Source organism: Nocardia sp. NPDC050710, assembly GCF_040654375.1.
GTDB lineage: Bacteria > Actinomycetota > Actinomycetes > Mycobacteriales > Mycobacteriaceae > Nocardia.
Genome location: NZ_JBFAHV010000002.1, coordinates 1 through 25775, shown reverse-complemented (window position 1 = coordinate 25775; position 25775 = coordinate 1). Strand labels below are relative to the sequence as shown.

The following is a 25775-nucleotide window of genomic DNA, read 5'->3' as shown; positions in this document are numbered from 1 at the left end:
AATCGGCGCTGGTCCAGCCGGTCAGAGGCAGCAAAAGGGCGGTGGCGGCACCTTGTCGGGCCGCGGCGGCAACCATACGCTGCAATCAGGGGAACCAAACGCGCGCATTCGTCGGCGGGGTCGCTGTACACCGGATGCGCGCCAGGGCGGGATGAACTGCGAAGAGGTGACCATGGCCGAGTCCGCGCAGGCACGAGTGGCGGCGCTCGTCGGATCGGGCCGATCCAACGTCCTGACCTCCTACGATCCGCGCACCGGCGAAGTCGTCGGCAATTACGCGGTCATGGGTCCGGGCGAGCTGAACCGCACCGTACGCGCCGCACGGGCCGCCGAAAAGTGGTGGGCCGAACTAGGTTTCGCCGGACGCAAGCGTTGGCTGCTGGACTGGAAGCGCAGCATCGCAAGGCGGGCAGGCGAATTGGTCGAAATCCTGTCCGAGGAAACCGGAAAACCTCAGGCGGACGCAGCAATCGAGGTCATGCTCGCGGTCGAGAACCTGGACTGGGCCGCCCGCAACGCGGCGCACGCCCTCGGCAGACGCAAGCTGGGCTCGACCTGGCTGACCCGCAACCAGAAGGCCTCGGTCGGCTACCTGCCGCTCGGCGTGGTGGGGGTTCTCGGTCCGTGGAACAACCCGGTCTTCACACCGATGGGATCGATCGCCTACGCGATGGCGGCGGGTAATGCGGTGGTGTTCAAACCGCATGAGCTGACCACCGGCGTCGGCGTCTGGCTGGCCGAGAGCTGGAACAAGCTGGCGCCGAGTCAGCCTGTGCTACAGGTGGTTACCGGCGACAAGACGACGCGCACCGGGCTGTGCCGGGCCAAGGTGGACAAGATCGCCTACGCCGGTTCGGAGGCGGGCGCCCGCGAGGTGATCTCGGTATGCGCCCAATCGATGACTCCGGTGGTGGTCGAGCGCAGCGGTAAGGGCTCGATGGTGGTGCACGTCGACGCCAAACTCGACGATGCCTCGGAGGCCGCGGTATTCGGCGCGATGGCCAATGCGGGCCAGAATCCCACGGGGATTCAGCGGGCCTATGTCGCCGACTCGGTCTACGACCGTTTCCTCGAGCTGGCGGCTCACCGGGCCAGGCAGTTGCGGCCGGGTGCGGACAAGAAGGCCTCCTACGGTCCGATGATCCTGGAGTCGCAGGTGGATGTGGTGCGCAAACAGGTGCGCGACGCGCTCGCCCGCGGCGGCCGGGCGGTGGTCGGTGGCCTCGATTCGATCCGCGAACCGTATATCGAGCCCATCGTGCTCGCCGAGGTGCCGGAGGAGAGTGTGGCGATCACCGGGGAGGCGATCGGCCCGGTGCTGATCGTGAATCGGGTCGCGACCATGGACGAGGCGGCCCAGCGCATCAATGCCACCGGCAACGGTGTCGCGGTCTCGGTTTTCACCCGGGATGTGCAGAGCGTCGAGGCGTTCGCCGAACGGCTGCGGGTCGGCGTGGTCACCATCAACTCCTCGACGGCGTACGCGGGGATTCCCGCGCTACCGTTCGGCGGGGTCGGCGAGTACGGCCAGGGACACAGCCACGGCGAACACGGGCTGCGCGAATTCAGCCGGACGCTGGCCGTCGCTCGCAAGCGGTATCGGGCGCCGGTGAATCTGTCCACCTTCGATCGGCATCCGCGCCAGCTGCGGCTTGCCAAGGCCATGTTCCGACTGCGACACGCGCGCCGCCCCTGAACTCAGCCGAGCAGGACGGCTTCCATCAGCGCGGTGACGCGGGCCAATTGGGCGGGGCGGGAATCGAATCGGACCAGCCTGCCGACGTCGATCACCTGACCGATCGCGGCGTGCACGCGGAAGCGCGCCTCGATCGGGTCGCCGTCGAGCAGGTTGGCCCACTCCAGCACGTTCTGGCGTTGGATGGCGCGCAGTTTGTGCTGCTCGGCGGGCGGCAGGTTGCTGAATTCGGCGTAGTAGACCGGCATGATCTCGGGCATCGCGAAAGTCAGCTTGGCCTGGCGCTCGGCAATGCGGCGCACCGCGTTCGGGCGGCTCGTCGCCTCGGCCAGCGCCTCGGTAATGGCCATGGCCACCCGGTCACCGGTGCGATAGAAGGCCGCGGCCAGCAGATCGGACTTGCTGGTGAAGTATCGATACACGCTGGAGGCATTGATGCCGACGGCCGCGCCGATCTCCTCGATGCTGGCCTCGTGATAGCCCTGCCTGCCGAAGATGCGGATCGCCTCGGTGAGTAGCTGTTCGCGTTTCGATGTGACCGGCAGCCCCTTGGTCGCCGGTCCCGGCTGGGGCGGCGGCGGAGCGGGCGGCAGCTCGGCGCGCACCAGCGCCCAGCACATCTCGTGCAGCAGCGACAGCAGCCGGGCGCCGGAGAGCGCGGTGCGGTGCGCGGAGATGCTCGCGACGGCGCTGAGCACCGCGGCGGCCATCATGGCGATGTCCTCCGGCGGCGCGTCCGGGCGCAATTGCGCGATCGGCGCGGCCACGGTGGCGTTGAGATCGTCGTAGATCTTGCGGATCCGGATCCGGTCCGCACGCTCCAGATAGCGCCGCTCCCAGCGGTACAGCCCGGCCTCGCGGCGAATCTCGATGGTGTGCTCGCTGAGGGCCTTGATCACGGCGTCCAGCCGCGCGGTGGGCTCCAAGCGCGGGTCATCGGCGGCTCGAGCGATGCCGAGCAGATGTTTGGCGCCCTCCTCGGCAGCCGCGACCAGTAGCGCGTATTTGTTGGCGAAGTGCCGGTACAGCGCGGGGCCGGAGATGCCCACCTCGGCGGCGATCTCGTCCACGCCGACCGGGTAATACCCGCGGTCGCTGAAGGCACGGGCCGCCGCCCGGATGATCTGCACCTTGCGATCCTTCGGGCGACGCCGCACCGACTTGGCGGCCTCCGTCGCCGGCGTACTCCCCCCCGTGTCACGCCGCGCGGGAGCGAGGTCGACCTCGCTGCGATCCGCGACCATGCACCACTCCGTTCTGGGACGGCGCTGCTGGTTGACAGCGCCGGACAAGTCAACCTAAGTTAACCACAATTCGCAAAGTTAACCACTATTCACGACGTGGTGTCCGCCGAATTGCTGACCAGGAGCAAAAGATGAGTGATACCGATTCCGCCACCGCGGCGCGCTTCTCTACCGTCAAGGACGGCACCATACTCCGCGTCACCATCACCAACCCGAAACGAAAGAACGCCATCGACTACGACACGATGGTCGCACTCGGTGACATCTTCCTCGCCGCGGCACAGGATCGCGCGGTCCGCGTCATCGTGCTGACCGGCGAGGGCGGCGACTTCTGCACCGGTGCCGACCTGTCGGCGAGCGCAGGCGAAGCACAGCGCGGCATCACCTCCGACATGGTGATGGACGCGGCCAGCCGCCTGGTGAAGGCCATCGTCGACGCGCCGGTTCCGGTGATCGCCCGCATCAAGGGCGCCGCGGCGGGCGTCGGCGTCGGCCTGGCCCTGGCCGCCGACCTGGTCTACGCCGACGCGAACTCCTACCTGCTGCTCGCCTTCATCAATATCGGCCTGATGCCCGACGGTGGCGCGGCGGCGATGGTCGCCGCGGCGGCCGGACGCCCACTCGCCGCGGAGATGGCGCTCCTGGGCGAGCGGCTGCCCGCCCCGGCCGCCAAAGAGGCCGGGCTGTTCACCGCCGTCCTCGCCGAGGACCAACTCGACGCGATGGTGGAGGCCGCCGCCGCGAAGCTCGCCGCGGGTCCACGCCGCGCGCTGGAGCTCACCAAGAAGGCACTCAACGCGGCCACCCTGCCGTCGCTCGATGCGGCGCTGGCGGCCGAAAAGTCCGGACAGACCGAGCTGCTCCAGTCGCCCGACTTCTTCGAAGGCGCGACCGCGATGCTCACCAAGCGCAAGCCGGTCTTCGGTGTCTAATTGCCGCGCCTGCGGCGCGACCCGTTCGCGGCCCTGGATGTCTCGCGTCCGAGCGGCCGAGACTTGCGACTGCGTCGCGTGCGCTTCGGCCACTCGGACGCGAGACGGCCGCGAACGGGTCGCTCGCAAAACTCGCTCCGAACGGGGCTGGGGAGGGTTTGTCCGGCCTGCGATAAATACCCGATCGACCCCGCCCAACAGTGTTACGGGGGACACAACTATGTTGATCGGCTATGACTTACCTGGTTACCGGAGCAACTGGGTTCATCGGTCGACACTTCATCCCCGAACTGCTGAAACGCGACGGCGATATCCACGTGCTGGTGCGCCCCGGCGTCGACTCGGCCGACCGGTTCGCGTGCTGCGCCCGGGAATGGGCGGCGGATGATCGGATCCGGCCCGTGCGTGGCGATCTCGGCGTACCCGGACTCGGCATCGACCCGGCCTGGCTGGCCGAGCATCGCGGCACCATCGACCATGTCTTCCATCTCGCCGCGGGCTACGACCTGACCGAACCCGGCGGCGGCACCCGGCACCTGGTCGACGTCGCCGAGGATCTGGAGGCCGCACTGCTGCACCATGTCTCGACGGTCGAGGTGGCGGGCACCTTCGAGGGCCTGTTCACCGAGGACATGTTCGACCAGGGTCAGGTGCTCGCGACCCCGATGCAGCGGACGAAATTCGAGGCCGAGAAGATCGTGCGCGAGTCGGCCCTCGGCTGGCGCATCTACCGTCCCTCGATCGTGATCGGCCATTCCCGGACGGGCGAAATCGACCGCGTCGATGGGCCCTACTACTTCTTCCGGCTGCTACGGATGGCCGCCCAGCTGCCGCGCATCCTGCCGGTGCTGGCGCCGAAGCTGGGCGAAACCAATATGGTCCCCGTCGATTTCGTGGCCCGCGCGCTCGCACATCTGGCGCACCTGGATGGTCCGAACTCGACCACCTTCCACCTGGTCGATCCGCGCAGGCAGAGCGCGGCCGAGGCACTGAACCTCTTCGCCGACGAGGCCGGGGCGCCGCACCTGGTCGAAGTGATGCCCAAACGCACGCTGGAGATGATGCTGCGGGTGCCGGGTGCGAAATGGCTGCTCCCCCGCGTCGGTGTTCCTCAGGATGTATTGGCGCACAGCGAGTTCACCTGCTGGTTCGACTGCCGCAACACCACCGCGGCGCTGGCGGGCACCGACATCAAGGTGCCGCCGCTGGCCGGCTATGCCGCACTGATCTGGAAGTACTGGATCGAGAACTGGGTGTAGCTCGCGGCGGTGCCGCCACGGGAGGGGTCAGCCGGTGATCGTCAGGTAGATCAGCGCGACGGTGAGCGTCGAGATGATCGCGGCGACCAGCCACGCCAGCCCGGTCGTCACCCGGTGATTCACATCGGCGCCCGGTCACTGGTGAAGTGCACCAGGGGAATGAGCGCGAACGGGATGCCGAAGGACAGCACCACCTGCGAGACGATGAACGCCTAGGTCGGGTCGATGCCCGCGGCCAGGATGAAGATGGCCGGGACCAGCGTGATCAGGCCCCGCACCAGCAGCGCGATCTTGCGGCGCAGCAGCCCCTGCATGATCATCGCGCCCGCGTACGCGCCGACCGAGGTCGAGGCCAACCCGGAGGCCAGCAGTCCGATCGCCAGCAGTAGGCCCGCGATCGGCCCCAGCGCGTCGGTCACGGCCGCGTGCGCGCCTTCGAGGGTGTCGCCCCCCTCGCGCCCGCGCAGGGTATTCGCCACCATCAGCAGCATGGCCGGATTGACCGTGCCCGCGAGCACCATGGCCAAGCCGACATCGAGCTTCGTCGCGCGCAGCAGCCGGGGGTGACCAATCCGAGCTTGGCCCGGGCATAGTCTTCGCAGACCTTCTGCACGCCTCACAAAGGATGTACGCCCTGTGAGGCGTGCAGAAGGTCTGTGGGACCACCTGGCACGGCCTCACCGGGCAAGCAATCGCCCCGGTCATGCAGCATGCGTGACCGGGGCGATTGTCGGAGTTCAGCTCCGGCTCAGCTCACCTCAGATGCCCAGGCCGCGGGCCAGGGTCGGCCACGACTGGTGCAGCTCGTCGTTCCAGTAACCCCACGAATGGGTGCCGGTCGGACGGAAGTTGAAGGTCGCCGGAATGCCCAGCTCCTGCAGCTTGGTCTGCAGGTTGCGCGTGCAGTAGTTGGTGCCCGCCTCGATCACGCCGCCGATGAGCAGCTGGTTGGCCAGACCGTAGGCGCCGGGCAGCGCGTACTTGCCGTCGAGGGTGTCGTACTGGCCGGGCAGGCCGGTGCCGGTGGAGATGTAGAGATCCAGCCCGCGCAGCCCTTCGGCGTTCACGTACGGGTCGTTCTTCTTCCACTCCTCGGAACCCTGCGGACCCCACATGTTCTCGGTGTCACCGCCGCCCCAGGTCTCGACGGTGAGCTTGACGAACTCCGAGCCGACCGGGTCACTGGTCTGCGCGCAACCGCTGTAGGCGGCGGCCGTCTTGTACAGGCCCGGCTTCGCGATCGGCAGCGCGAGCACGGTGGTGCCCGAGGTGGACAGGCCCGCGATGCCGTTCACACCGTTGGTGCCGAGCGCGCCGTCGATCAGCGGCGGCAGCTCCTCGGTGAAGAAGGTCGTCCACTTGTTGCGACCCAGCGTCGGATCGTCCTTGATCCAGTCGGTGTAGTAGCTCCACTTACCGCCGATGGGCTGGACCACATTGACGTTCTTGTCGCTCAGGAACTTCAGCGCATCGGTCTTGGCGTTCCAGGACGCCTGGTCCTCGCCGCCGCCCGCACCGTTGAGCAGGTACAGCACCGGGCGCGGCACCGAGGCGTCGGCCGGGCGCTGCACGTCGACCGGGAAGGTCTCGTCCATCGCGGCCGAGTAGACGTGCAGGCGAATGCTGCGCGAATCCTTGATCTCGGCCTTGGTGATCTTGGAACCGTCGGGCGCGACCGGGTTCGCGAGCAGAGCCTTGGAATCGATGACCGGATCAGCAGCGGTTGCCGGGGATGCGCCGAGTCCGGACATGACTCCCGCGAGAACCGCGGTGGCCGCGAACACCGCCGCGGCACGAGTGCCACGGCGCCGGGTCTGTCGACGTATCAATTTCGCACCTTCACTTCGTATCGGGATGAGGGGTGGGCTTCCCTTGGCCGTGGGCGCCCCGCTCGATCAACGGCACGCCCGACCATACGGTCTATGTAGTCGTGACAATAGAGGGCGTTGTTACCTGAACGTTGCCCCATCATGCCTGACCAGGACAATTCATGCACAACCGACCGGTAGCCGGATAACGCGACGGCAACACCGTTGGCTCAGCGATCGCCGCCTCCCTCGCGCAACAATTTATCGAGTACCGGACCGATCTCGACGAGGGCCTCCGGCTGGGTCATCAGCTCGTGCACCGTCGGCACCGGATGGTCGATCACCGCGGCCGCGTAGGGCCGCCACGCCTCGATCACGTCGTGGGTGCGGCGGGCGTCGTCGGCCGCGCGGAAGAACTCGATGGTGCCGTCGAACACACCCGGCTCGTAGGTCTGGGTGAGACCGACCGAGACCATGGCGCTGGTGTAGATGCGCCGCAGCCGATCGCGGGTCATGCCGACCATCTCGGCGGGGATCAGATCGTGCATTTTGGTGAAGTCCGCTTCGGACAGCACATCGAGCTGCTCGATGCTCAACCCGCCGATGCCGAGTTCGGCCAGCATCTCCACCATCGTGGTGCGCCAGGTGGTCAGGTCGAAGCTGTGATCGCTGTCCAGCATGGCCAGCAGCGCCACCTCGCGGCCCGACGCCCGCAGCCGGACCGCGATCTCGTGGGCGAGCACCCCGCCGAGCGACCAGCCGAGCAGGCGGTACGGCCCCTCCGGTTGCGCGGCCACGATTTCGTCGGCGTACCGCTGCGCCATGGCATACAGCGAGGCCGGGGGCGGGCCGTCCTCCGACAGCGCGGCGGCCTGCACGCCGTAGATCGGGCGCTGTTCGTCCACGTACTGGATCAGCCCGGTGTAGCACCAGGCCAGGCCGTACATCGGGTGGATGCAGAACAGCGGCGACTCGGAACCGGTCGCCCGGATCGGCAGCAGCAAGCCGAGCGCGGCATCGGATTCGGCGTCGTAGTCGATGCCGCCCTCACGCGCGGCGGCGAGCCGATCGGCGAGCGCCTGCACGGTCGGGGCCAGGAAGAACCATTGCACCCGCAGTTCGACGCCGGTGAGCTTGCGCAGCCGGTGCACCACCTGGCTGGCCACCAGACTGGTGCCGCCGAGCGCGAAGAAGTCGTCGTCCAGACCGACCCGGTCCAGCCCGAGTACCTCCTCGAATACCTCGGCGACCATGCGTTGCATCGCGGTGACCGGCGCACGGAAGGCACGGGCGGTGAACTCCGGCACCGGAAGCGCCTTGCGGTCCAGCTTGCCGCTGGCGTTCAGCGGCAGCTCGGACAGCACGACGACGACCGCGGGCACCATATAAGACGGGAGTCCGGCGCGCGCGTACTCGATCAGGCTCCGCTCCGATACGGTCCGGCCGGGCGCGGGCACCACGTAGGCGACCAGACGATCCGGCTCCGGCACCACCGCGACCGCCGCGTGGGCGATCGAATCATGGTGCAGCAGGACGGTTTCGATCTCGCCGAGCTCGATGCGCTGACCGCGGATCTTGACCTGGAAATCGGCGCGGCCCAGATACTCCAGACCGCCGCGGGACAGCCGCACGATATCGCCGGTGCGGTACAGCCGCGCGCCGGGTCGGTATGGATCGGCGACGAACCGTTCCGCGGTCAGCCCGGGCGCACCGATGTAGCCGCGCGCCAATTGCACCCCGGCCACATACAACTCGCCCGGCGCACCGAACGGCACCTGGCGCAGCTGCCGATCCAGCACGTACACCCGGGTATTGGCCACCGGTGAACCGATCGGCACCGGACCGCGCCGGTCGGCACCGTCGGCGCGGCAGGCGGTCACCACGGTGGCCTCGGCCGGGCCGTACCAGTTGTACAGCACGCCGGGCAGTGCCGCGTCGAACCGGTCGACCGTGGCCGTGCCGAGCGCCTCGCCCGCGGCGAAGACCCGCCGCGGCATCGCGGTCGGCAACTCCGGCGCGAGATCGAGGAACGCGTCCAGCATCGAGGGCACGAAATGCACCGTACTGACGGATTCACGCTCGATCAGATCGGCGAGATAGCGAGGATCGCGGTGGCCGTCCGGTTCCGCGATGACCAGCCGGGCGCCGGTCTGCAAGGGCCAGAACAGCTCCCATGTCGAGATGTCGAAGGTAATGGGGGTCTTGTGCAGGACCACATCGGAGCCGTCGTGCGGATACGCCGTTTGACACCAGCGGAATTGGTTCACCATCTGCCGGTGCGTGATCATCACGCCCTTCGGCCGCCCGGTGGAACCCGAGGTGTAGATGACGTAGGCCAGATTCCCCGGCCGCACCGCAGGCATCGACTCCGAACCGGCCCCCGCGGTGAGCGCCGCGAGGTCGAAAACCGGTGTCGCGGTGTCGGTACGGAAGGCATCGGCGCCCGTGGTCAGCACGAATAGCGGCGCCGCACTGGTGAGCACATAGTCGTTGCGCTCCACCGGGTGGTCCGGATCGACCGGCACGTAGCCCGCACCGGACTCCAGCACCGCGTAGATCGCCACCACCAGGTCGATCGAGCGCCGCATCGCGACGGCGACCAGGGTCTCCGGTCCGGCGCCGCGCCGCATCAGCGCACCGGCCAATGCGTTGGCCCGGGCGCGCAGTTCGGCGTAGGTCAGCGTCTGCTCGCCGTAGGTGACCGCGGGGGCGTCCGGGGTCCGTTCGCACTGCGCGTGGAACAGCGACACCAGGGTGGCGTCGTCGGCCACGAGGGGCGCGTCGGTCCGGTTCATCGCATCCAGCACGAAGCGTTCGGTTCTCAGCAGCAGCTTGGTCGCCGCGAGGGTGCGCTGCGGCGCCGCCACGAATTGCGTGATCAGCATGCGCAGCCGCTCGGCGACGGACTGGGCGACCGCGCTGTCCACCGACTCGCGCTGGTAGAGCATCTCCACCCACAGCTGCGCATCCAGGTTGATCAACAGCGTGACCGGATAGTGGGTGAAGTTCACCGCCTTGAGATCGGTGACGGACATGCCGTCGATGGTGCTCGCGGCCGCCAGCCCCTCGGTATCGATCGGATACGACTCGAAGGCCATCAGCGAGTCGAACAGACCGTCCACGCCGATACCGCGCTGGATATCGGCCAGACCGAGATAGTGGTGGTCGAGCAGGGCCGCCTGTTCGGCCTGCAACCGGCTCAACAGTTCGGTCACCGTCCAGCCCGGCTCGAACCGGACCCGCACCGGGATGGTGTTGACGAACAGTCCGATCATCGAATCGATGCCGTCGAGCTGCGGCGGCCGTCCGGAGACGGCTGCGCCGAAGATCGCCTCGGTGCGATCGGTGCTGACCGCGATGACCAGCGCCCAGGCCGCCTGTACGACGGTATTGATGGTGACGCCCGCCGCGGTGGCGAATCCGGACAGCGCCGCGGTTTCCTCCGGGGACAGGTTGAACTTGATGGTGCCGACCCCGGCCACCGGCACCGCGGGTTCGGCCAGTGCGGGCGCCAGCGGGGTGGGCTCCGCCCCGGTCAGCGCCTCGGTCCAGGTCCGCAGCGCGACCTCGGGATCCTGCTCGGCCAGCCACGCCAGGTAGTCGCGGTAAGGCCGGACCCGGGGCAGCACCGAGGCGTCGCCGCGGGTCGCGTACAGGGCGAGCAGATCCTTCATCAGCAGCGGCATGGACCAGCCGTCGACCAGGATGTGGTGGGTGGTCAGCGTCAGGAAGCTGCGCCCGGAGATGGTGCGGTGCATGGCGAATCGCACCAGCGGCGCGACGGCCGGATCGAAGCGACGCTGCTGTTCGGCGGCGAGCACGCCGGCCAGTTCGTCGTCGGGCACGCCGTCGATGGCCTGCCACGGCACCTCGACCGAATCCACCACCACCTGCATCGGGGTGCCGTCCGAGGCGGTGACGAAGGCGGTGCGCAGGTTGGCATGCCGATCGAGCACGCCCTGGGCCGCCCGCTGCATCCGGTCGATGTAGATGCGGCCGGACAGTTCCAGCGTGAACTGGATGATGTAGTCGTCCACCGACGCCGCGCCGAGTTCGGCTCCGGCGCCCGAGAGCTCGGTCAAGAACAGCAGACCGGATTGCAGCGGCGAGAGCGGCAGCACATCGGTCAGGCCGGGGCGCTCACGCTGCCAGTCATCGAGCTCGGCCTGAGAGACCCGGACCAGCGGCACATCCGAGGGGGTCAGGCCGCCTGCCGCGGGATCCTCGGCGTGCCGGGCCAGCGCGGTCAGTGCGTCGATCCAGTCCTGCGCCAACTCCGACACTTCGGCCTCGCCGATGATGTCGGCGGCGTAGAGCAGCGTCACATCCATCCGCGGGCCGTCGTCGCCGTCGTTGACGATGGCGTTGATATCCACGACCGCACCGGCGGGCATGCCGTGATCCTGGTCCGGATTGTGCTGGCCGACTTCACCGGTCGGCATCCAGCCGAGCGCGGTCAGGCCTTCCGGTACGCCGCCCGCGGACACGCGGCCGAGATAGTTGAAGCTGATCTGCCCGAGGTGGCCGGGCAATTCGGCCGCGGTCTCCGGGTTCAGGTGCCGCAGCAGGCCGTAGCCGATGCCCTTGTCCGGGATGGCCAGCAACTGTTCCTTGACCGCCTTGAGCGCGGCTCCGGTGGCCGCGCCACCGTCGAAGACCGTCTCGGCGTCGATATCGCTCAGATCCAGCGCGACGGGGTAGACGTTGGTGAACCAGCCGACGGTGCGGGTGAGATCCGCACCGGGCAACACCGATTCCTCGCGGCCGTGGCCCTCCAGCTTCACCAGGGTGCGCGGCGCGTCGACACCGCGGCGGGCCCGCCAGGCGCGCACCGCCATGGCCAGCGCCGCGAGCAGACCGTCGTTGACCCCACCCTGGTACAGCGCGGGCACCTTGGTCAGCACATTCTCGGCGACCGCCACCGGCACCCTGACCTGAATCCGTCGCACAGTGGCCTGGGTATCGACCGCCGGATCCAGCGCGCGGACGCCGAGCAGCGGATCCGGGGTCGCCGCAACGGCTTTCCAGAAATCGATTTCCTCCCGGCGCTGCGGCGAGGCGGCGATCTCCACCAGACCGTGCGCCCAGCGCCGGATCGAGGTCCCGGTGCCGGGCAAGGTGATCGGCTGCCCCGCGGCGCGCTGCGACCATGCCATGGCGAGATCGGGGATGACGATGCGCCAGGACACACCGTCGATCGCGTAGTGATGCGCGGCGACGGCGAGTACATCGCGGGCATCGGGGCGCACCAACCAGGTGAAGGCGATCATCTTGGCGGCGGCCGGATCCAGTTCGGCGACCGTCTCCTCCATCGCCGCGGCGGCGATCTGCTGCAATTGGTCGTCGTCGACACCGGCGGGCACGTCGATCCGGCCGATCAGGCCGGTGACGTCGATCTCCTCGGGCGCCAGCGTCTCGTAACGCCATGCGCCGTCGACCTGCCACACCCTGGCGCGCAGCGCGTCGTGGTGATCGACAACGGCCGTAATGGTTTCCACCAGACCGGCCGCATCGATATCGTCGGGCAGGCCGAGCACCATGCTCTGGAAGAACCGGTCGAATGAGCCGTCGGCCAGATAGGTGGCGAGCACCGGCGTCAGCGGCACCCGGCCGATCCCGCCACCCGGCAGTTCCGCGAGCACCACCTGTTCGTTCTCGGCGGCCTTGCTCGCCACTTGGGCGAGCCCGGCCACCGTGCGCTGCTCGAACACATCGCGCGGGGTGAACACGATGCCCGCCGCCTTGGCACGCGACACCAGCTGAATCGAGAGGATGCTGTCGCCGCCGATGGCGAAGAACGGATCGTCCACGCCGACCTGGTCGAGGCCGAGCACCTGGGCGAAGAGTTCGGCGATGCGCTGTTCCAGGTCGCCGACCGGCTCGCGCGACACCGTGGTCGCGAAAACGGGCTCCGGCAACGCCTTCCGGTCCAATTTGCCCACCGGGGTGAGCGGCACCTGGTCCAGCACCATGATCGAGGCGGGCACCATATATCCGGGCAGCCGGTCCTCGGCGTGCGCGGTGAGCGCCGCGACATCGATCGAGGCTCCGGACGCCGCGACGACATACGACACCAGCGTTGTGGCGCCGGTGGAGCTCTTGTGCCCGATGGTGACCGCGAAGTCGACGGTCTCGTGCGAGGACAGCGCGGCGTCGATTTCGCCGAGTTCGATGCGGAAACCGCGCACCTTCACCTGGAAGTCGGAGCGGCCGACGTATTCGACCTCACCGGTGTGCGTCCAGCGGACCACGTCACCGGTGCGGTACATGCGCGCACCCGCCACATACGGATCGGCCACGAAGCGGTCCGCGGTCAGCGCGGGCCTTCGATGGTAGCCACGCGCCAATTGGATTCCGGACAAATACAATTCGCCCGCCACACCCACCGGAACCGGCTGCAACCGATCGTCCAGGATCAGCGAACGCATACCCCGGATCGGGCCGCCGATGGTCACCCGGTCACCCGGCGCCAGCGGATCGCTGATATTGGTCATGATGGTGGTCTCGGTCGGACCGTAACCATTGTGCAATGCCCGCATCGCGCCCGTAGCACCCAGCGGCACCGCCCATTTCGCGACAAGCTCCGGCGGGCAGGCCTCGCCGCCCGCCACCAGCACCCGGAGCGTGTCCAGCCCCTCCGGACCGAAGGTGGTGAGCGCGGACGGTGTGATGAACGCGTGCGTGACCCGCTCGGCGCGGATCAGCTCGGAAAGCTCCTCGCCGCCGTACACACCCGGCGGCACGATCACCAGCGCACCGCCGCACCCGAGCGCCAGCAGCAGCTCGAGGATCGAGGCGTCGAAGCTCGGTGATGCGAAATGCAGTGCACGCGAAGAGGAGTCGAGCTCATAACGTTCGACCTGCTCGGCCCGGAAGTTGGCAAGGCCGAGGTGCGTCACCACCACGCCCTTGGGTACGCCCGTCGAACCGGAGGTGTAGATGACATAGGCCGGATGCTCCGGGCGCACCGGTCGCACCCGATCGGCATCGGTGATCGGGTCGGGGTCGAAAGCGGCGAGATCCATTTTCTCGAGCACCAGCCAGTGCGCCGACGCCGGCAGGTCATCGCGCACCGAGGCGACGGTGATGCCGGCGAGGGAACCGGAATCGGCCACCATATGCGCGATGCGATCGGCCGGATAGGTCGGATCGACCGGCACGAACGCCGCACCGGTCTTCGCGACGGCCAGCGCGACGAACATCGAATCCGCGGACCGCGGAATCGCGACCGCGACCAGATCCTCGGCGCCGATACCCCGGGAGATCAGCAAGCGGGCCAGGCGATTCGAGCGCTCGTCGAGCTCACCGTAGGACAGTGTGGCGCCGCGGAACACCAGCGCCGGGGCCAGTGGATCGTGGGCGACCGCGGCCGCGAGTAGTTCCGGCAGCGGCTGCGGCGCCACCGCGGGCGCGCCCACACGGGTGGTGAGATCCATGCGCTCGGCGGCGTCGAGCACGTCGATGGCGCCGATCGCGACGGCCGGATCGGCGGCGATGGTGTGGATCACGCGCTGCCAGCGCTGCGCGATATCGGCCGCGGTCGCCTCGTCGAACAGATCGGTGGCATAGGAGAGCCGGCAGGCCAGCGCGAGCGAATCGTCCGGCCCCGGCACCTCGTGCACGGTGAGCGACAGATCGAACTTCTCCACGGCGGCATCGAATTCCACCGTGCCCGCACGCAATCCGGGCAACTCGAAGCTGCCGCCGGGCAGGTTCTGGAAGGCCAGCATCACCTGGAACAGCGGTGACCTGGTGGTCGACCGCTCCGGCTCCAGCACATCGACCAGCCGCTCGAACGGGATGTCGGCATGGGCGAAGGCCGCCAGATCGCGTTCCCGTTGCCGGGCAAGCAGATCCGTGAAGGATTCGCCGGGATCGATCTCGGTGCGCAGCACGACGGTATTGACGAACATGCCGATCAGATCGTCGATCGCGGCATCGCCACGTCCGGCGACGGGTGTGCCGATCGCCAGGTCACGGGCGCCGGAGAGCCGGGACACCAGAACCGCGAGCGCGGTGTGCACCACCATGAACAACGTCGCGTTCGCGGTATGCGCCAATGCCGCGAGCTCGTCGCGCACCGCGGGGTCCACGACGAAATCGATGGCGCCGCCACGGTAACTCGGCGCACTCGGCCGGGGGCGATCCCCGCGGAGGGTGGATTCCTCGGGCAGCCCGGCCAATTCGTCGCGCCAGAAGGCGATCTGCGCGGCGGCGACCGACTCCGGATTGTCCTCGGCGCCGAGCACCGCGCGCTGCCAGACGCTGAAGTCGGCGTACTGCACCGGCAGCGGCGCCCAGCCCGGCGCCGTCCCGTGTACGCGAGCGGCATATGCGGTCATGACATCGCGGGTCAGCGGGCCCATCGACCAGCCGTCACCAGCGATGTGGTGTACGACGAAGACGATGACGTGATCATCGGAGGCGCCGTCGACCCGGAACAGCGCCACCCGCAGCGGCACCTCGGCGACCACATCGAAGCCCGCATCGATCACCTCGCCCAGCCGGGCGGGCAACTCGGCCGCGTCGACCACGATCGGTGTCAGCACCGGGACCGAGGTACCGGTCGGCCGGATCACCTGGACCGGGCCGTCGGGAGTCTGCGGGTAGGAGGTGCGCAGGATCTCGTGCCGGTCGACCACATCGGCCACCGCCTGCTGCAGCGCCTCGAGCTCGAGCGCACCGGTCAGCCGTACGGCGACCGGGATGTTGTACGCGGCGGACGCGGTATCGAATTGGTTGAGGAACCACATCCGCTGCTGGGCCAGCGACAGCGGCACCAGATCCGGGCGCGGACCCGCGATCAGCGCGGGTCGCCCGCCGCCGGTCCCGATCTCCACCCTGGCGGCCAGCGCCTCGACCGTCGGCGCCTCGAACAGCAACCGCACCGGCACCTGGATATCCAGCGCCGCGCCGAGCCGGGCCGTCACCCGGGTGGCGCTGAGCGAGTTGCCGCCGAGTGCGAAGAAGTCGTCGTCCACGCCGACCCGGTCCACGCCGAGCACCTCGGCGTAGATCTCGGCGACCGCCTGTTCCGCCGCGGTGGCGGGAGCGCGGAAGATCGACGTCTCGAAGACGGGCTCCGGCAATGCCTTCCGGTCCAGCTTGCCGACCTGGGTCAACGGGATCTCGTCCAGCACCATCATCGAGGTCGGCACCATATGCGCGGGCATCTTCTGCTGCGCGTAGGCGGTCAGCTCGGCGATATCTATGGACCGCCCGGGCGCGGCGTGCACATACGACACCAGCCCGGTGCTGCCGCCGGCCAGTTTGCGGCCGACGGTCACCGCGAAATCGACGGTCTCGTGATCGGCCAGTACCGCGTCGATCTCACCCAGTTCGATGCGGAAGCCGCGCACCTTCACCTGGAAATCGTTGCGGCCGACGAATTCGATCTCGCCTCGCCGGGTCCAGCGCACCACGTCGCCGGTGCGGTACATCCGCACGCCGGGCTGCCAGGGGCAGGCCACGAACCGGCTCGCGGTCAGGCTCGGCCGCCGGTGGTAGCCGTTGGCCACCTGGTCACCGGCGATATACAACTCGCCCGCGACACCGACCGGAACCGGATGCAGCCGCTCGTCCAGCACCCATTCGGTGATGCCGCGGATCGGGCCGCCGATGGTTACCTCGGCGCCGGGCGTCAATGGCTCGCTGAAGTTGACGATGATGGTGGTTTCGGTGGGGCCGTAGGCATTGTGGAACTGCCTGCCGTCGATCGCCCAGCGGCGCACCAGATCCGGGGACCAGGTCTCGCCGCCGGTGAAGACCGCGCGCAGATCGGTCAGCCCGGTGGGATCGATCGAGGCCAGCGCCGCCGCCGTGATGAACATGTGCGACACCCGTTCGGCGCGCAGCAGTTCGGCCAGATCGGCGCCGCCGTAGACATCGGTCGGCGCGATCACCATGGTGCTCGCCGCGCCGGTGGCCAGCAGCAATTCCAGCACCGCGCCGTCGAAGCTCGGGGTGGCGAAGTGCAGGGTGCGCGATTCGGGCGTCACCGCGAATCGCGCACGCTGTTCGGCGCTGTAGCCCGCCAGACCGGCGTGGGTGACCGCGACGCCCTTGGGCACGCCGGTCGAGCCGGAGGTGTACACCATGTAGGCCACCTGCGCGTGTCGCACCGGGCGGATCCGATCAGCGTCGGAAATCGGTGCGCCGCTGTGTCGTTCGACGAGTGACCCGAATTCCGGATCGTCCAGCACCAGCCATTCGACAGTATCGAGCAGGCCGTCGCGGACGGCACCGACTGTCACGCCGAGTACGGCACCGGAGTCGGTCAGCATATGCGCGACCCGCTCCGGCGGATAGTTCGGATCCACCGGCACGAAGCCGGCGCCGGACTTCGCCACCGCCCAGAACGACAGCACCGACTCCAGCGACCGCTGGATGCCGATGGCGACCAGATCGCCGGGGCCGACGCCGCGGTCGATCAGTTCACGTGCCAACTGCGAAGAGCGCGAGTCCAATTCGCGGTAACTCAGGATCCGGTCGCGATCCTGTACCGCCGCCGCGGCGGGATCGTGCGCGGCGGCCGCGGCCAACAGGTCCGGCAGGGTGCCGGTGGCGGTCACGACGGGCCCGCTCATCCGGGTCAGGCGATCCGATTCGGCATCCGACAGCAGGCGCAGATCACCCACCGCGGCCCCCGGCGCGGACACGATCTCGCGCAGCAGGCGCACGAATCGCTCCGCGCAGGACCGGACCGTCGAGGCGTCGAAAAGATCACGGGCGTAGGTCAATTCACCGGCCATGCCGTCGCCGCCGGTCACCGAGCCCTCGGCGATATTCATCTGCATGTCGAAGCGCTCGACATCGATGGGCGCGTCGAGGGCGCGGATGCTCAGGCCGGGCAGTTCGAAATCACCGGCGGGCAGGTTCAGGAAGGACAGCGCCACTTGGAACAGCGGGGTGCGTCCGGTGGAACGCACCGGGGCCAGCACCTCGACCAGCTGCTCGAACGGAATGTCGGCGTGCGCGAACGCGGCCAGATCCGCCTCCCGCTGGCGGGCCAGCAGCGCGGTGAAGGATTCGCCGGGATCGAGCACGGTGCGCAACACCACGGTGTTGACGAACATGCCGATCACATCGTCGAGTTCGGCCGCACCGCGACCAGCGACCGGGGTGCCGATGGCGACGTCGTCGGTGCCGCCCATCCTGGCCAGCAGGACCGCCAATGCGGTATGCACCACCATGAATACGGTCGCGTTCGCGGCGCGCGCCAATTCGCGCAGCCCACGGTGGGTTGCCGCGTCGACCCGGAAGCTGACGGCGCCGCCCTGGTAGGACTGGGTCGCGGGGCGCGGCCGGTCCAGCGGCAGGGTCGACTCCTCCGGCAGGTCGGCGAGGGTGCGCTGCCAGAACTGGATCTGCTTGGCCGCCAGCGATTCCGGATTCGAGGATTCACCCAGCAGCGCCCGCTGCCACAGCGCGTAGTCCGCGTACTGCACCGGCAGCGGCGTCCAGTTCGGTTCCACCCCTTGCGCGCGGGCCGCATAGGCCGCCATCACATCCCGGGTGAGCGCGCCGATCGACCAGCCGTCGGCGGCGATGTGGTGCACCACCACCAGCAGCACCCGCTCCTCGGGCCGCTCCTCGACCTCGAACAGCGCCATCCGCAGCGGCACGGCCGCCGCCACATCGAAACCGGCGGCGGCGATCTCGGCCACCCGCTGGTAGAGCTCATCCTCCCCCACCACGATCGGCGTCAGATCGGGCGCGGCCTGCGCGGGCGTGAGGATCACCTGCGCGGGGTCCGCATCGGACTGCGGATAGTAGGTGCGCAGAGTCTCGTGGCGGGTCACGATATCCAGGGCGGCGGCGCGCAGCGCGTCGATATCGAGCGCACCGGTGAGCTGGACGGCGACCGGGAGGTTGTAGGCCGCGGCGTCGGTGTCGAACTGGTTCAGGAACCACATCCGCTGTTGCGCCAGCGAGAGCGGCACGACATCCGGCCGTGGTCCGGCCACCAGCGCGGGACGCCCCGCGTCGGTGAGCTCGACCCGGCCCGCCAGGCCGGCGACCGTCGACACTTCGAAGAGGAGCCGGACCGGCACGTGGGCGTCGAGCGCGGCGCCGAGCCGGGCCGCGACCCGGGTGGCGCTGAGCGAGTTACCGCCGAGGGCGAAGAAATCATCGTCACGGCCGACCTGCCCGAGGCCGAGCACCTCACCGAAGACCGCGGCCACCGCCTCCTCGAGCGCGGTCGCGGGCGGGGTGAAGGTCCTGGTCTCGAAGACGGGCGCGGGCAGCGCCTTGCGATCCAGCTTGCCCGAGGTGTTCAGCGGCAGCGCATCCAGCACCAGCACCGTGGACGGCACCATATAAGAGGGCAACACCTCGGCGATCCGGTCGCGCAGGACGACCGGATCCGGCGCGTACCCCGGGGCCGCGACCACATAACCCACCAGCTGATCACCGGTCGGACCCGCGGCGACCACCGCGACCGCCTGGCTGACCTCGGGTAGTGCCAGCAGGGCGGTCTCGATCTCGCCGAGTTCGATGCGCTGACCCCGGAACTTCACCTGGAAGTCGGTACGGCCCAGATATTCCAGCGTGGCCGAGCCGGTGTCTTCGGCGCGCCACACCACCAGGTCACCGGTGCGGTACATGCGCTCGCCGAATCCGAAGGGGTTGGCCACGAACCGATCCGAGGTGAGATCGGGACGGCGCACATACCCACGGGCCAGCTGGTCACCGGCCAGATACAGCTCACCGACCACACCGGCGGGCACCACGCGCAGACGCGAATCCAGCACGTACACCTGGGTGTTCCACTGCGGAATCCCGATCGGCACGGTGGTGGTCGCGGAGGCATCGGCCTGCCGGTAGGTCACCGAGACTGCGGCCTCGGTCGGGCCGTACAGGTTGTGCAGCGCGGCATCGGAGACCGCGGCGAATGCGGCGACCGTCTCCGGCGGCAGCGCCTCACCGATGGCGAAGACATGCCGCAGGGTGGTCAGCAGTTCGGGGCGCGCGTGGGTGGCGAATACCGTCAGCATCGACGGCACGAAGTCGGTGACGGTGACCCGTTGTGCCGCAATGGTTTCCGCGACATACTCGGGATCGCGATGACCGTCCGGCGTCGCCACCACCAGCGTGGCGCCGACCCGCAGCGGCATGAAGAAGCCCCACAGCGAGACGTCGAAGGTCGTCGCGGTCTTCTGGATATAGACGTCGTCGGGACCGAGCGGATACTCCGCGAGCATCCAGCTGGTCTGGTTGTGGATCGCGGCATGCGAAATCGCCACACCCTTGGGCCTGCCCGTCGAACCCGAGGTGAAAATGACGTACGCGACGTGCTGCGGCAGCACCGGGCGCAGCAGCTCGGCCGGCTGCAGCGGCGAAACCGGCAACCTGTCCAGGCGCAGCGTGTCGATCAGCACCACCGCCGTACCGTCCGGCACCGCACCGGCATCCGCGGTGGTGCTGAGCACACAGAGGGGCTGCGCGGTATCCAGGATGTGCCCGATGCGCTCGGCCGGATGATCCGGATCCAGCGGCACATACGCACCACCCGCGGTGACGATCGCGTACATGCCGACCACCAGGTCCAGCGACCGCCGAATCGCCAGACCCACCAGCGACTCCGCGCCGACGCCACGCGAAATCAGCACTCGGGCAAGGCGATTGACCTGCGCATCGAATTCGCGGTAGGTCAGCGTGACGCCCTCGTAGGTTACCGCGACCGCATCGGGGTATGCACGCACCGCGCGGCGATAGCCGTCGAGCAGCAGTTCCGAGCCGACCGCGTGCCTGGTGTCGTTCCAGTCCAGCAGGATCCGGTCCCGTTCGACCGGCGCCAGCAATTCGATCGTGTCCAGCGAGCGATACGGGTCGGCGGTGACCGCCGTGAGGACGCGATCGAGCCGGTCGGCGAACAGCGCGACGCTCGACTCGTCGAAAAGATCGGTGGCATAGGTGAACAGTGCCGACAGACCCGCCGGAGCACCGTTCTCCTCGCGCGGCACCAGGGTCAGCTGCAAATCGAATTTGGCTACCGCACCGTCGAAATCGACCGTCTCCGCCGTCGATCCGGGCAGTTCGAGGACGGCCCTGTCCATATTCTGGAAGAACAGCGCCACCTGGAACAACGGGTGGTGCGCCTGCGAGCGCACCGGGTCCAAGACCTCGACCAGACGCTCGAATGGCAGCTCGGCGTGCGAAAACGCGGCCAGATCGGTCTCTTTGGTGGCATTCAGCAGATCGAGGAATGTCGCGCCACGATCGATCCGAGTGCGCAGCACGAGCGTGTTGACGAACATGCCGATCAGGTCGTCGAGCGCCCGCTCACCGCGACCGGCCACCGGTGTGCCGATGGCGAGATCGTCGGTATTGGACAGCCGGGCCAGCAGGATCGCCAGCGCGGCGTGCACCACCATGAACAGTGAGGCGCCGGTATCGTGACCCAGCTCGGCGAGCCGGGTGTGGGTTTCGGCGGTGATCTCGAACGGGAATACCGCACCGCGGCCGGACGCCACACCCGGGCGCGGCCGGTCCGTCGGCAGCTCCAGCCGATCGGGCAGCCCCTCCAATGCCGTCCGCCAATAGGCGATCTGGGCGGCCGCGACCGATCGCGGATCCGCTTCGTCGCCGAGTACCTCGCGCTGCCACAGCGTGTAGTCGGCATACTGCACCGGCAGCGGCGCCCACCCCGGCGCCACGCCCGCGGCCCTGGCCGCATAGGCGGTCATCAGATCGCGCACCATTGGCGCGACCGAGGCGCCGTCGGCGGCGATGTGGTGCACCACGACCACGATCACGTGCTGGTCGTCGGCAAGCCGGGCCAGACCCATCCGCAGCGGCACCGCGGCCGCCACATCGAATCCGCCGAGCGCGTACCCGAGCAGCCATTCCTCCAGCTCGGCCGCGCGCACCGGCTGGGGCGTCAGATCCGGCAGCACCCACAGTGTGGGCAGCACCGACTGATAGCCGGTGCCGTCGACGGCCGGGTACACCGTGCGCAGCGACTCGTGCCGCTCGATCAGATCCGCCACGGCGGCCTGCAACGCGTCCGGGTCGAGCGCACCGGTGAGCCGCAGCGCGAACGGAATATTGTTGGCCGCCGATTCGGGGTCGAATCGGTTCAGGAACCACATCCGCTGCTGCGCGAGCGATAGCGGAATGTGCTCCGGACGCGGCATCGGTTCCAGTGCCCGCGTGCCACCCGAGCCCTCGAGCTCCGCCAGGCGCGCCGCGAGTCCGGTCACGGTCGGTGCATCGAAGAGCAGCCGGGCCGGAATCTGCGCGTCCAGATCCGCGCCGAGCCGGGCGATCACCCGCGTCGCGATCAGCGAATTCCCGCCGAGCGCGAAGAAGTCGTCATCCGCGCCGATCGGATCCGCCGCGGCGAGCAGGTCCGTGAAGACCGTGGCCACGAGGGTTTCCAAGCGCCCGCACGGCGCGCGGTAGGTCTTGGCCCGCAATTGGGGTGGGGGCAGCGCCGCTCGATCCAGCTTGCCCACCGGCGTGAGCGGGATCTGGTCCAGCGCCATGATGATGGTCGGCACCATATGCGCGGGCAGTCGCCGGGCGGCGAGCTCGGCCAGCGCATCGACCTCGATCGTGTACCCGGGCGCGGCGTGCGCGTAGGCGACGAGTATCGCGGCGCCTGTGTCGAGGGTATGCCCCACCGTCACCGCGAAATCCACGGACTCGTGCCCGGCCAGCACCGCATCGATCTCCCCCAACTCGATCCGGAAACCCCGGACCTTCACCTGGAAATCATTACGACCCACATACTCCAGCTCACCAGCCGACGTCCACCGCACCAGATCACCGGTCCGATACAGCCGAGAACCACCGTCGAAAGGATTCGCGACGAACCGTCCAGCCGTCAGCGAGGCCCGCCCCAGGTAACCGCGGGCCAGCTGCGCACCCGCCACATACAGTTCACCGACCACACCGGCGGGGACCGGCGTCAACCGGTCGTCCAGCACATACTCGGTAACCCCCCGGGTCGGACCACCGATCGTCACCGGCGCACCCGCAACCATCGGCACCGTGCAATTGGTCATGATCGTGGCCTCACTCGGCCCGTAACCATTGAAGAACTCACGGGTCGCGCCACCGGGCAACGGCACCGCCCAGCGACCCACCAGATCCGGTGGACACGCCTCACCGGCGACCATCACCATGCCGAGTTCGTTCAGCCCGGACGGATCCACCGACGCCAACGCCGCCGGGGTGATCACCGCATGGGTCACCCGCTCCCGAGCCAGCAAACCCGCCAACTCGTCACCGCCGTACACCGACGGCGCCACCACCACCATCGTCGCCGCCGCGCCGATGGCCATCAGCATCTCGAAGATCGAGGCATCGAAGGACGGCGATGCGAACAGCAGCACACGTGAGTTCGCGCCTGCCCGGTAGCGGGCTCGTTCCTCGTCGCACAGACCACCCAATCCGGCCTGGGTGACGACTACGCCCTTCGGGACTCCCGTGGAACCCGAGGTGTAGATCACATAGGCCGGGTGTTCGGCCCGCAATGGGCGCATCCGGTCCGCATTGGTGATCGGCTCGGTGGATTCCGCGGCCAGCTCAGACGCCATATCGTCGAGCTCGAGCCACTCCACCAGCCCCGGCAGCGCGGCGCGCACCGTCGCGACGGTCAGGCCGAGTACCGCACCGGAGTCGGCCACCATGTTTGCGACTCGATCAGCGGGGTAATTGGGATCCACCGGGACGAAGCCGGCGCCGGCCTTCGCGACGGCCCACACCGCCACGATCGACTCGATAGACCGTGGCACACCGACAGCAACAAGATCCTCGGGACCGATACCACGGGCAATCAGCAACCGCGCAAGCCGCGTCGACCACGCATCGAGCTCCGCGTAGCTCACCGACGTCGAATCGGCATCGGCGTACCGCACCGCCGTACCTGTCGGATTCGCCTCCACCGCCGCGGCCAGGAGCTGCGGAAATGTCTTCGTCCTCGACCGTTGACTCCGTACCGGCCGGGTACGCCCCGGGCGCGTCATGAGAACACCTGTCCCTGCGTTGTGCACAGGTCATCCACGACCACCCGAACCATGAAGCAGCTCACCCTATCTATCTATCGGCGGTTGATGTGCTCCCCTTCATAGCGCCTCCGTGAGTGCATCGTAGGGACAAACCTCGATCGTTACCAGATTCGTAGAACAGCCCGCTGATATGCGGGCTACCCAGCGAGTCATTCATTTCGGATCGAGTAGTTCGCCTACTTGCGGACCGAGGATTTGCAGCACCTCCGGTGAGGTCAACATCTCATGGCTGGCCGCGACCGGATGATCGATAATGGCACCGTCCACGTACGCTCGCCAAGTCGACGCGAAGTCGCTGCCCTCGGCGCTGAAGTAATCCAGCCGACCGCGGAACACCCCGAACTCGTGTGCCGCCTCCAGCCGCGCCGAGCGCACCGCGCTGCGGTAGATCTGGCGCAACCGCTCCTTGGTGATCACCGCCAACTCGCCCGGGATGGTGACATGCAGCGCCGTCAGCGCCTCCTCGCTCAGATCGTCGACATCATCGCCGTCGAGTACCAGGGCCGCGCCCGGTACGCCCATCTCGGCGAACAAGGTGGCGATATCGGAGTGCAGGTCGGTGACATCACGACTGATCGCGCTGTCGAGCATCACCAGCGCGCCCACCTCGGCCCCGACCGCCTGCAACGCCACCGCGACCGCATGAGCGAGCACACCACCGATCGACCAACCGAGCAGGTGATACGGACCTTCCGGCTGCACCGACCGGATCTCCGCCACATAGCGAGCCACCAGCTCATCCAGCGACTCCGGCAAATAATCCGGCTCCGACAACGCGGGCGACTGCACACCATAAACGGGACGATCCGCACCCACATACCGCGCGAAGCCCGTATAGCACCACGACAACCCGTACAGCGGATGGATCGCGAACAACGCGGGTGCGACTCCCTCGGCTCGGATCGGCAGCAGCACGGCGAGTGCAACCTCCGAATCCTCCTCGAAGTCGAGGTCATCGGCGAGCGCCGACGCGATCCGCCGACTCAGACCGGCCACCGTGGAATCGGTGAAGAACCATTGCACGCGGAGCTGGGCACCGGTCACCGTGCGCAACCGGCTCACCGCCTTGGTGGCAACCAGCGACGTACCGCCCAAGGCGAAGAAGTCGTCGTCGACGCCGACGCGCTCCACACCGAGAACGTCCGCGAACACCTCGGCTACGGCCCGCTCCAGCGGGGTCGCCGGTTCCCGATACGGCCGCTCGACCAACTCCGGCTCCGGCAACGCCCGACGATCCACCTTGCCCACCGCAGTCAACGGAACCTCATCGAGCAACACCACCGCCGCAGGCACCATATGCTGCGGCAAACTCCGCGCCGCGAACTCCGTCAATGCCACGGGATCCAGACTCGCACCCGACACCGGCAACACATACGACACCAAAACCATGGCCCCGGCCGCATTCTCACGACCGACCGTGGTGACCCACTCGACCCGGTCATGCCCACCGAGCACCGCATCGATCTCACCCAGCTCGATACGGAAACCACGAATCTTCACCTGGAAATCGGTACGGCCCAGGAACTCCATCTCCCATCCGCCCGGCGATACCTCCGTGTCGTCACGTCGTAGCGCCGGGACCCAACGGACCAGGTCGCCCGTGCGATACATCCGCTCGCCCGGATCACCCGAGGGGTAGGCGACGAAGCGATCGGCGGTCAGATCCGGCCGGTCGTGATAACCACGCGCCATCGCCACACCCGCCAGATACAACTCACCCACAACACCCGGCGGCACCGGATTCAACCGGGCATCCAGCACCAGCGCCGCAATACCATCCACCGGACGGCCGATGGTGACCGGACTGCCCGCAATCTG

The 25775-nt window shown here is 68.3% G+C and carries 7 protein-coding genes and 1 pseudogene; 3 read left to right on the top strand and 5 right to left on the bottom strand.

Annotation, left to right across the window (positions count from 1 at the left end; genetic code table 11):
* Positions 1 to 172 precede the first annotated feature (172 nt).
* Positions 173 to 1696 carry an aldehyde dehydrogenase family protein gene (locus AB0H61_RS06115; RefSeq protein WP_357299960.1) on the top strand — a complete coding sequence of 508 codons (1524 nt, stop codon included), beginning with the start codon at positions 173 to 175 and terminating at the stop codon, positions 1694 to 1696.
* Between the two features lie 2 nt (positions 1697 to 1698).
* Here the strand turns inward: AB0H61_RS06115 and AB0H61_RS06110 are convergent, their stop codons facing one another.
* The gene (locus tag AB0H61_RS06110) at positions 1699 to 2940 is read right to left on the bottom strand and encodes a TetR family transcriptional regulator (RefSeq protein ID WP_357299958.1); all 1242 of its coding nucleotides are present in this window, start codon (positions 2938 to 2940) and stop codon (positions 1699 to 1701) included.
* A gap of 131 nt (positions 2941 to 3071) precedes the next feature.
* On the opposite strand from AB0H61_RS06110, the gene AB0H61_RS06105 reads away from it, so the two are divergent.
* Positions 3072 to 3872 (top strand): enoyl-CoA hydratase-related protein, encoded by an 801-nt coding sequence (locus AB0H61_RS06105; RefSeq protein ID WP_357299955.1) that lies wholly within the window; start codon positions 3072 to 3074, stop codon positions 3870 to 3872.
* 233 nt (positions 3873 to 4105) lie between these two features.
* Positions 4106 to 5131: an SDR family oxidoreductase gene (locus AB0H61_RS06100; protein ID WP_357299952.1), complete on the top strand. Its 1026-nt coding sequence runs from the start codon at positions 4106 to 4108 to the stop codon at positions 5129 to 5131.
* 27 nt (positions 5132 to 5158) lie between these two features.
* On the opposite strand, the pseudogene AB0H61_RS06095 reads toward AB0H61_RS06100, so the two are convergent.
* From AB0H61_RS06095 to AB0H61_RS06080, 4 genes and pseudogenes are all read right to left on the bottom strand, one after another.
* Positions 5159 to 5691: pseudogene (locus AB0H61_RS06095) on the bottom strand (Nramp family divalent metal transporter); the annotation flags it as partial.
* Positions 5692 to 5889: 198 nt separating this feature from the next.
* Positions 5890 to 6882, bottom strand: coding sequence for an alpha/beta hydrolase family protein (locus AB0H61_RS06090; RefSeq protein WP_357300571.1), 993 nt, complete (start codon positions 6880 to 6882; stop codon positions 5890 to 5892).
* A 287-nt stretch (positions 6883 to 7169) separates the two neighbouring features.
* Positions 7170 to 23915 carry an amino acid adenylation domain-containing protein gene (locus AB0H61_RS06085; protein ID WP_357299950.1) on the bottom strand — a complete coding sequence of 5582 codons (16746 nt, stop codon included), beginning with the start codon at positions 23913 to 23915 and terminating at the stop codon, positions 7170 to 7172.
* A gap of 195 nt (positions 23916 to 24110) precedes the next feature.
* A partial coding sequence (locus tag AB0H61_RS06080) for a thioesterase domain-containing protein (RefSeq protein ID WP_357299947.1) occupies positions 24111 to 25775 on the bottom strand: 1665 nt, incomplete at its 5' end.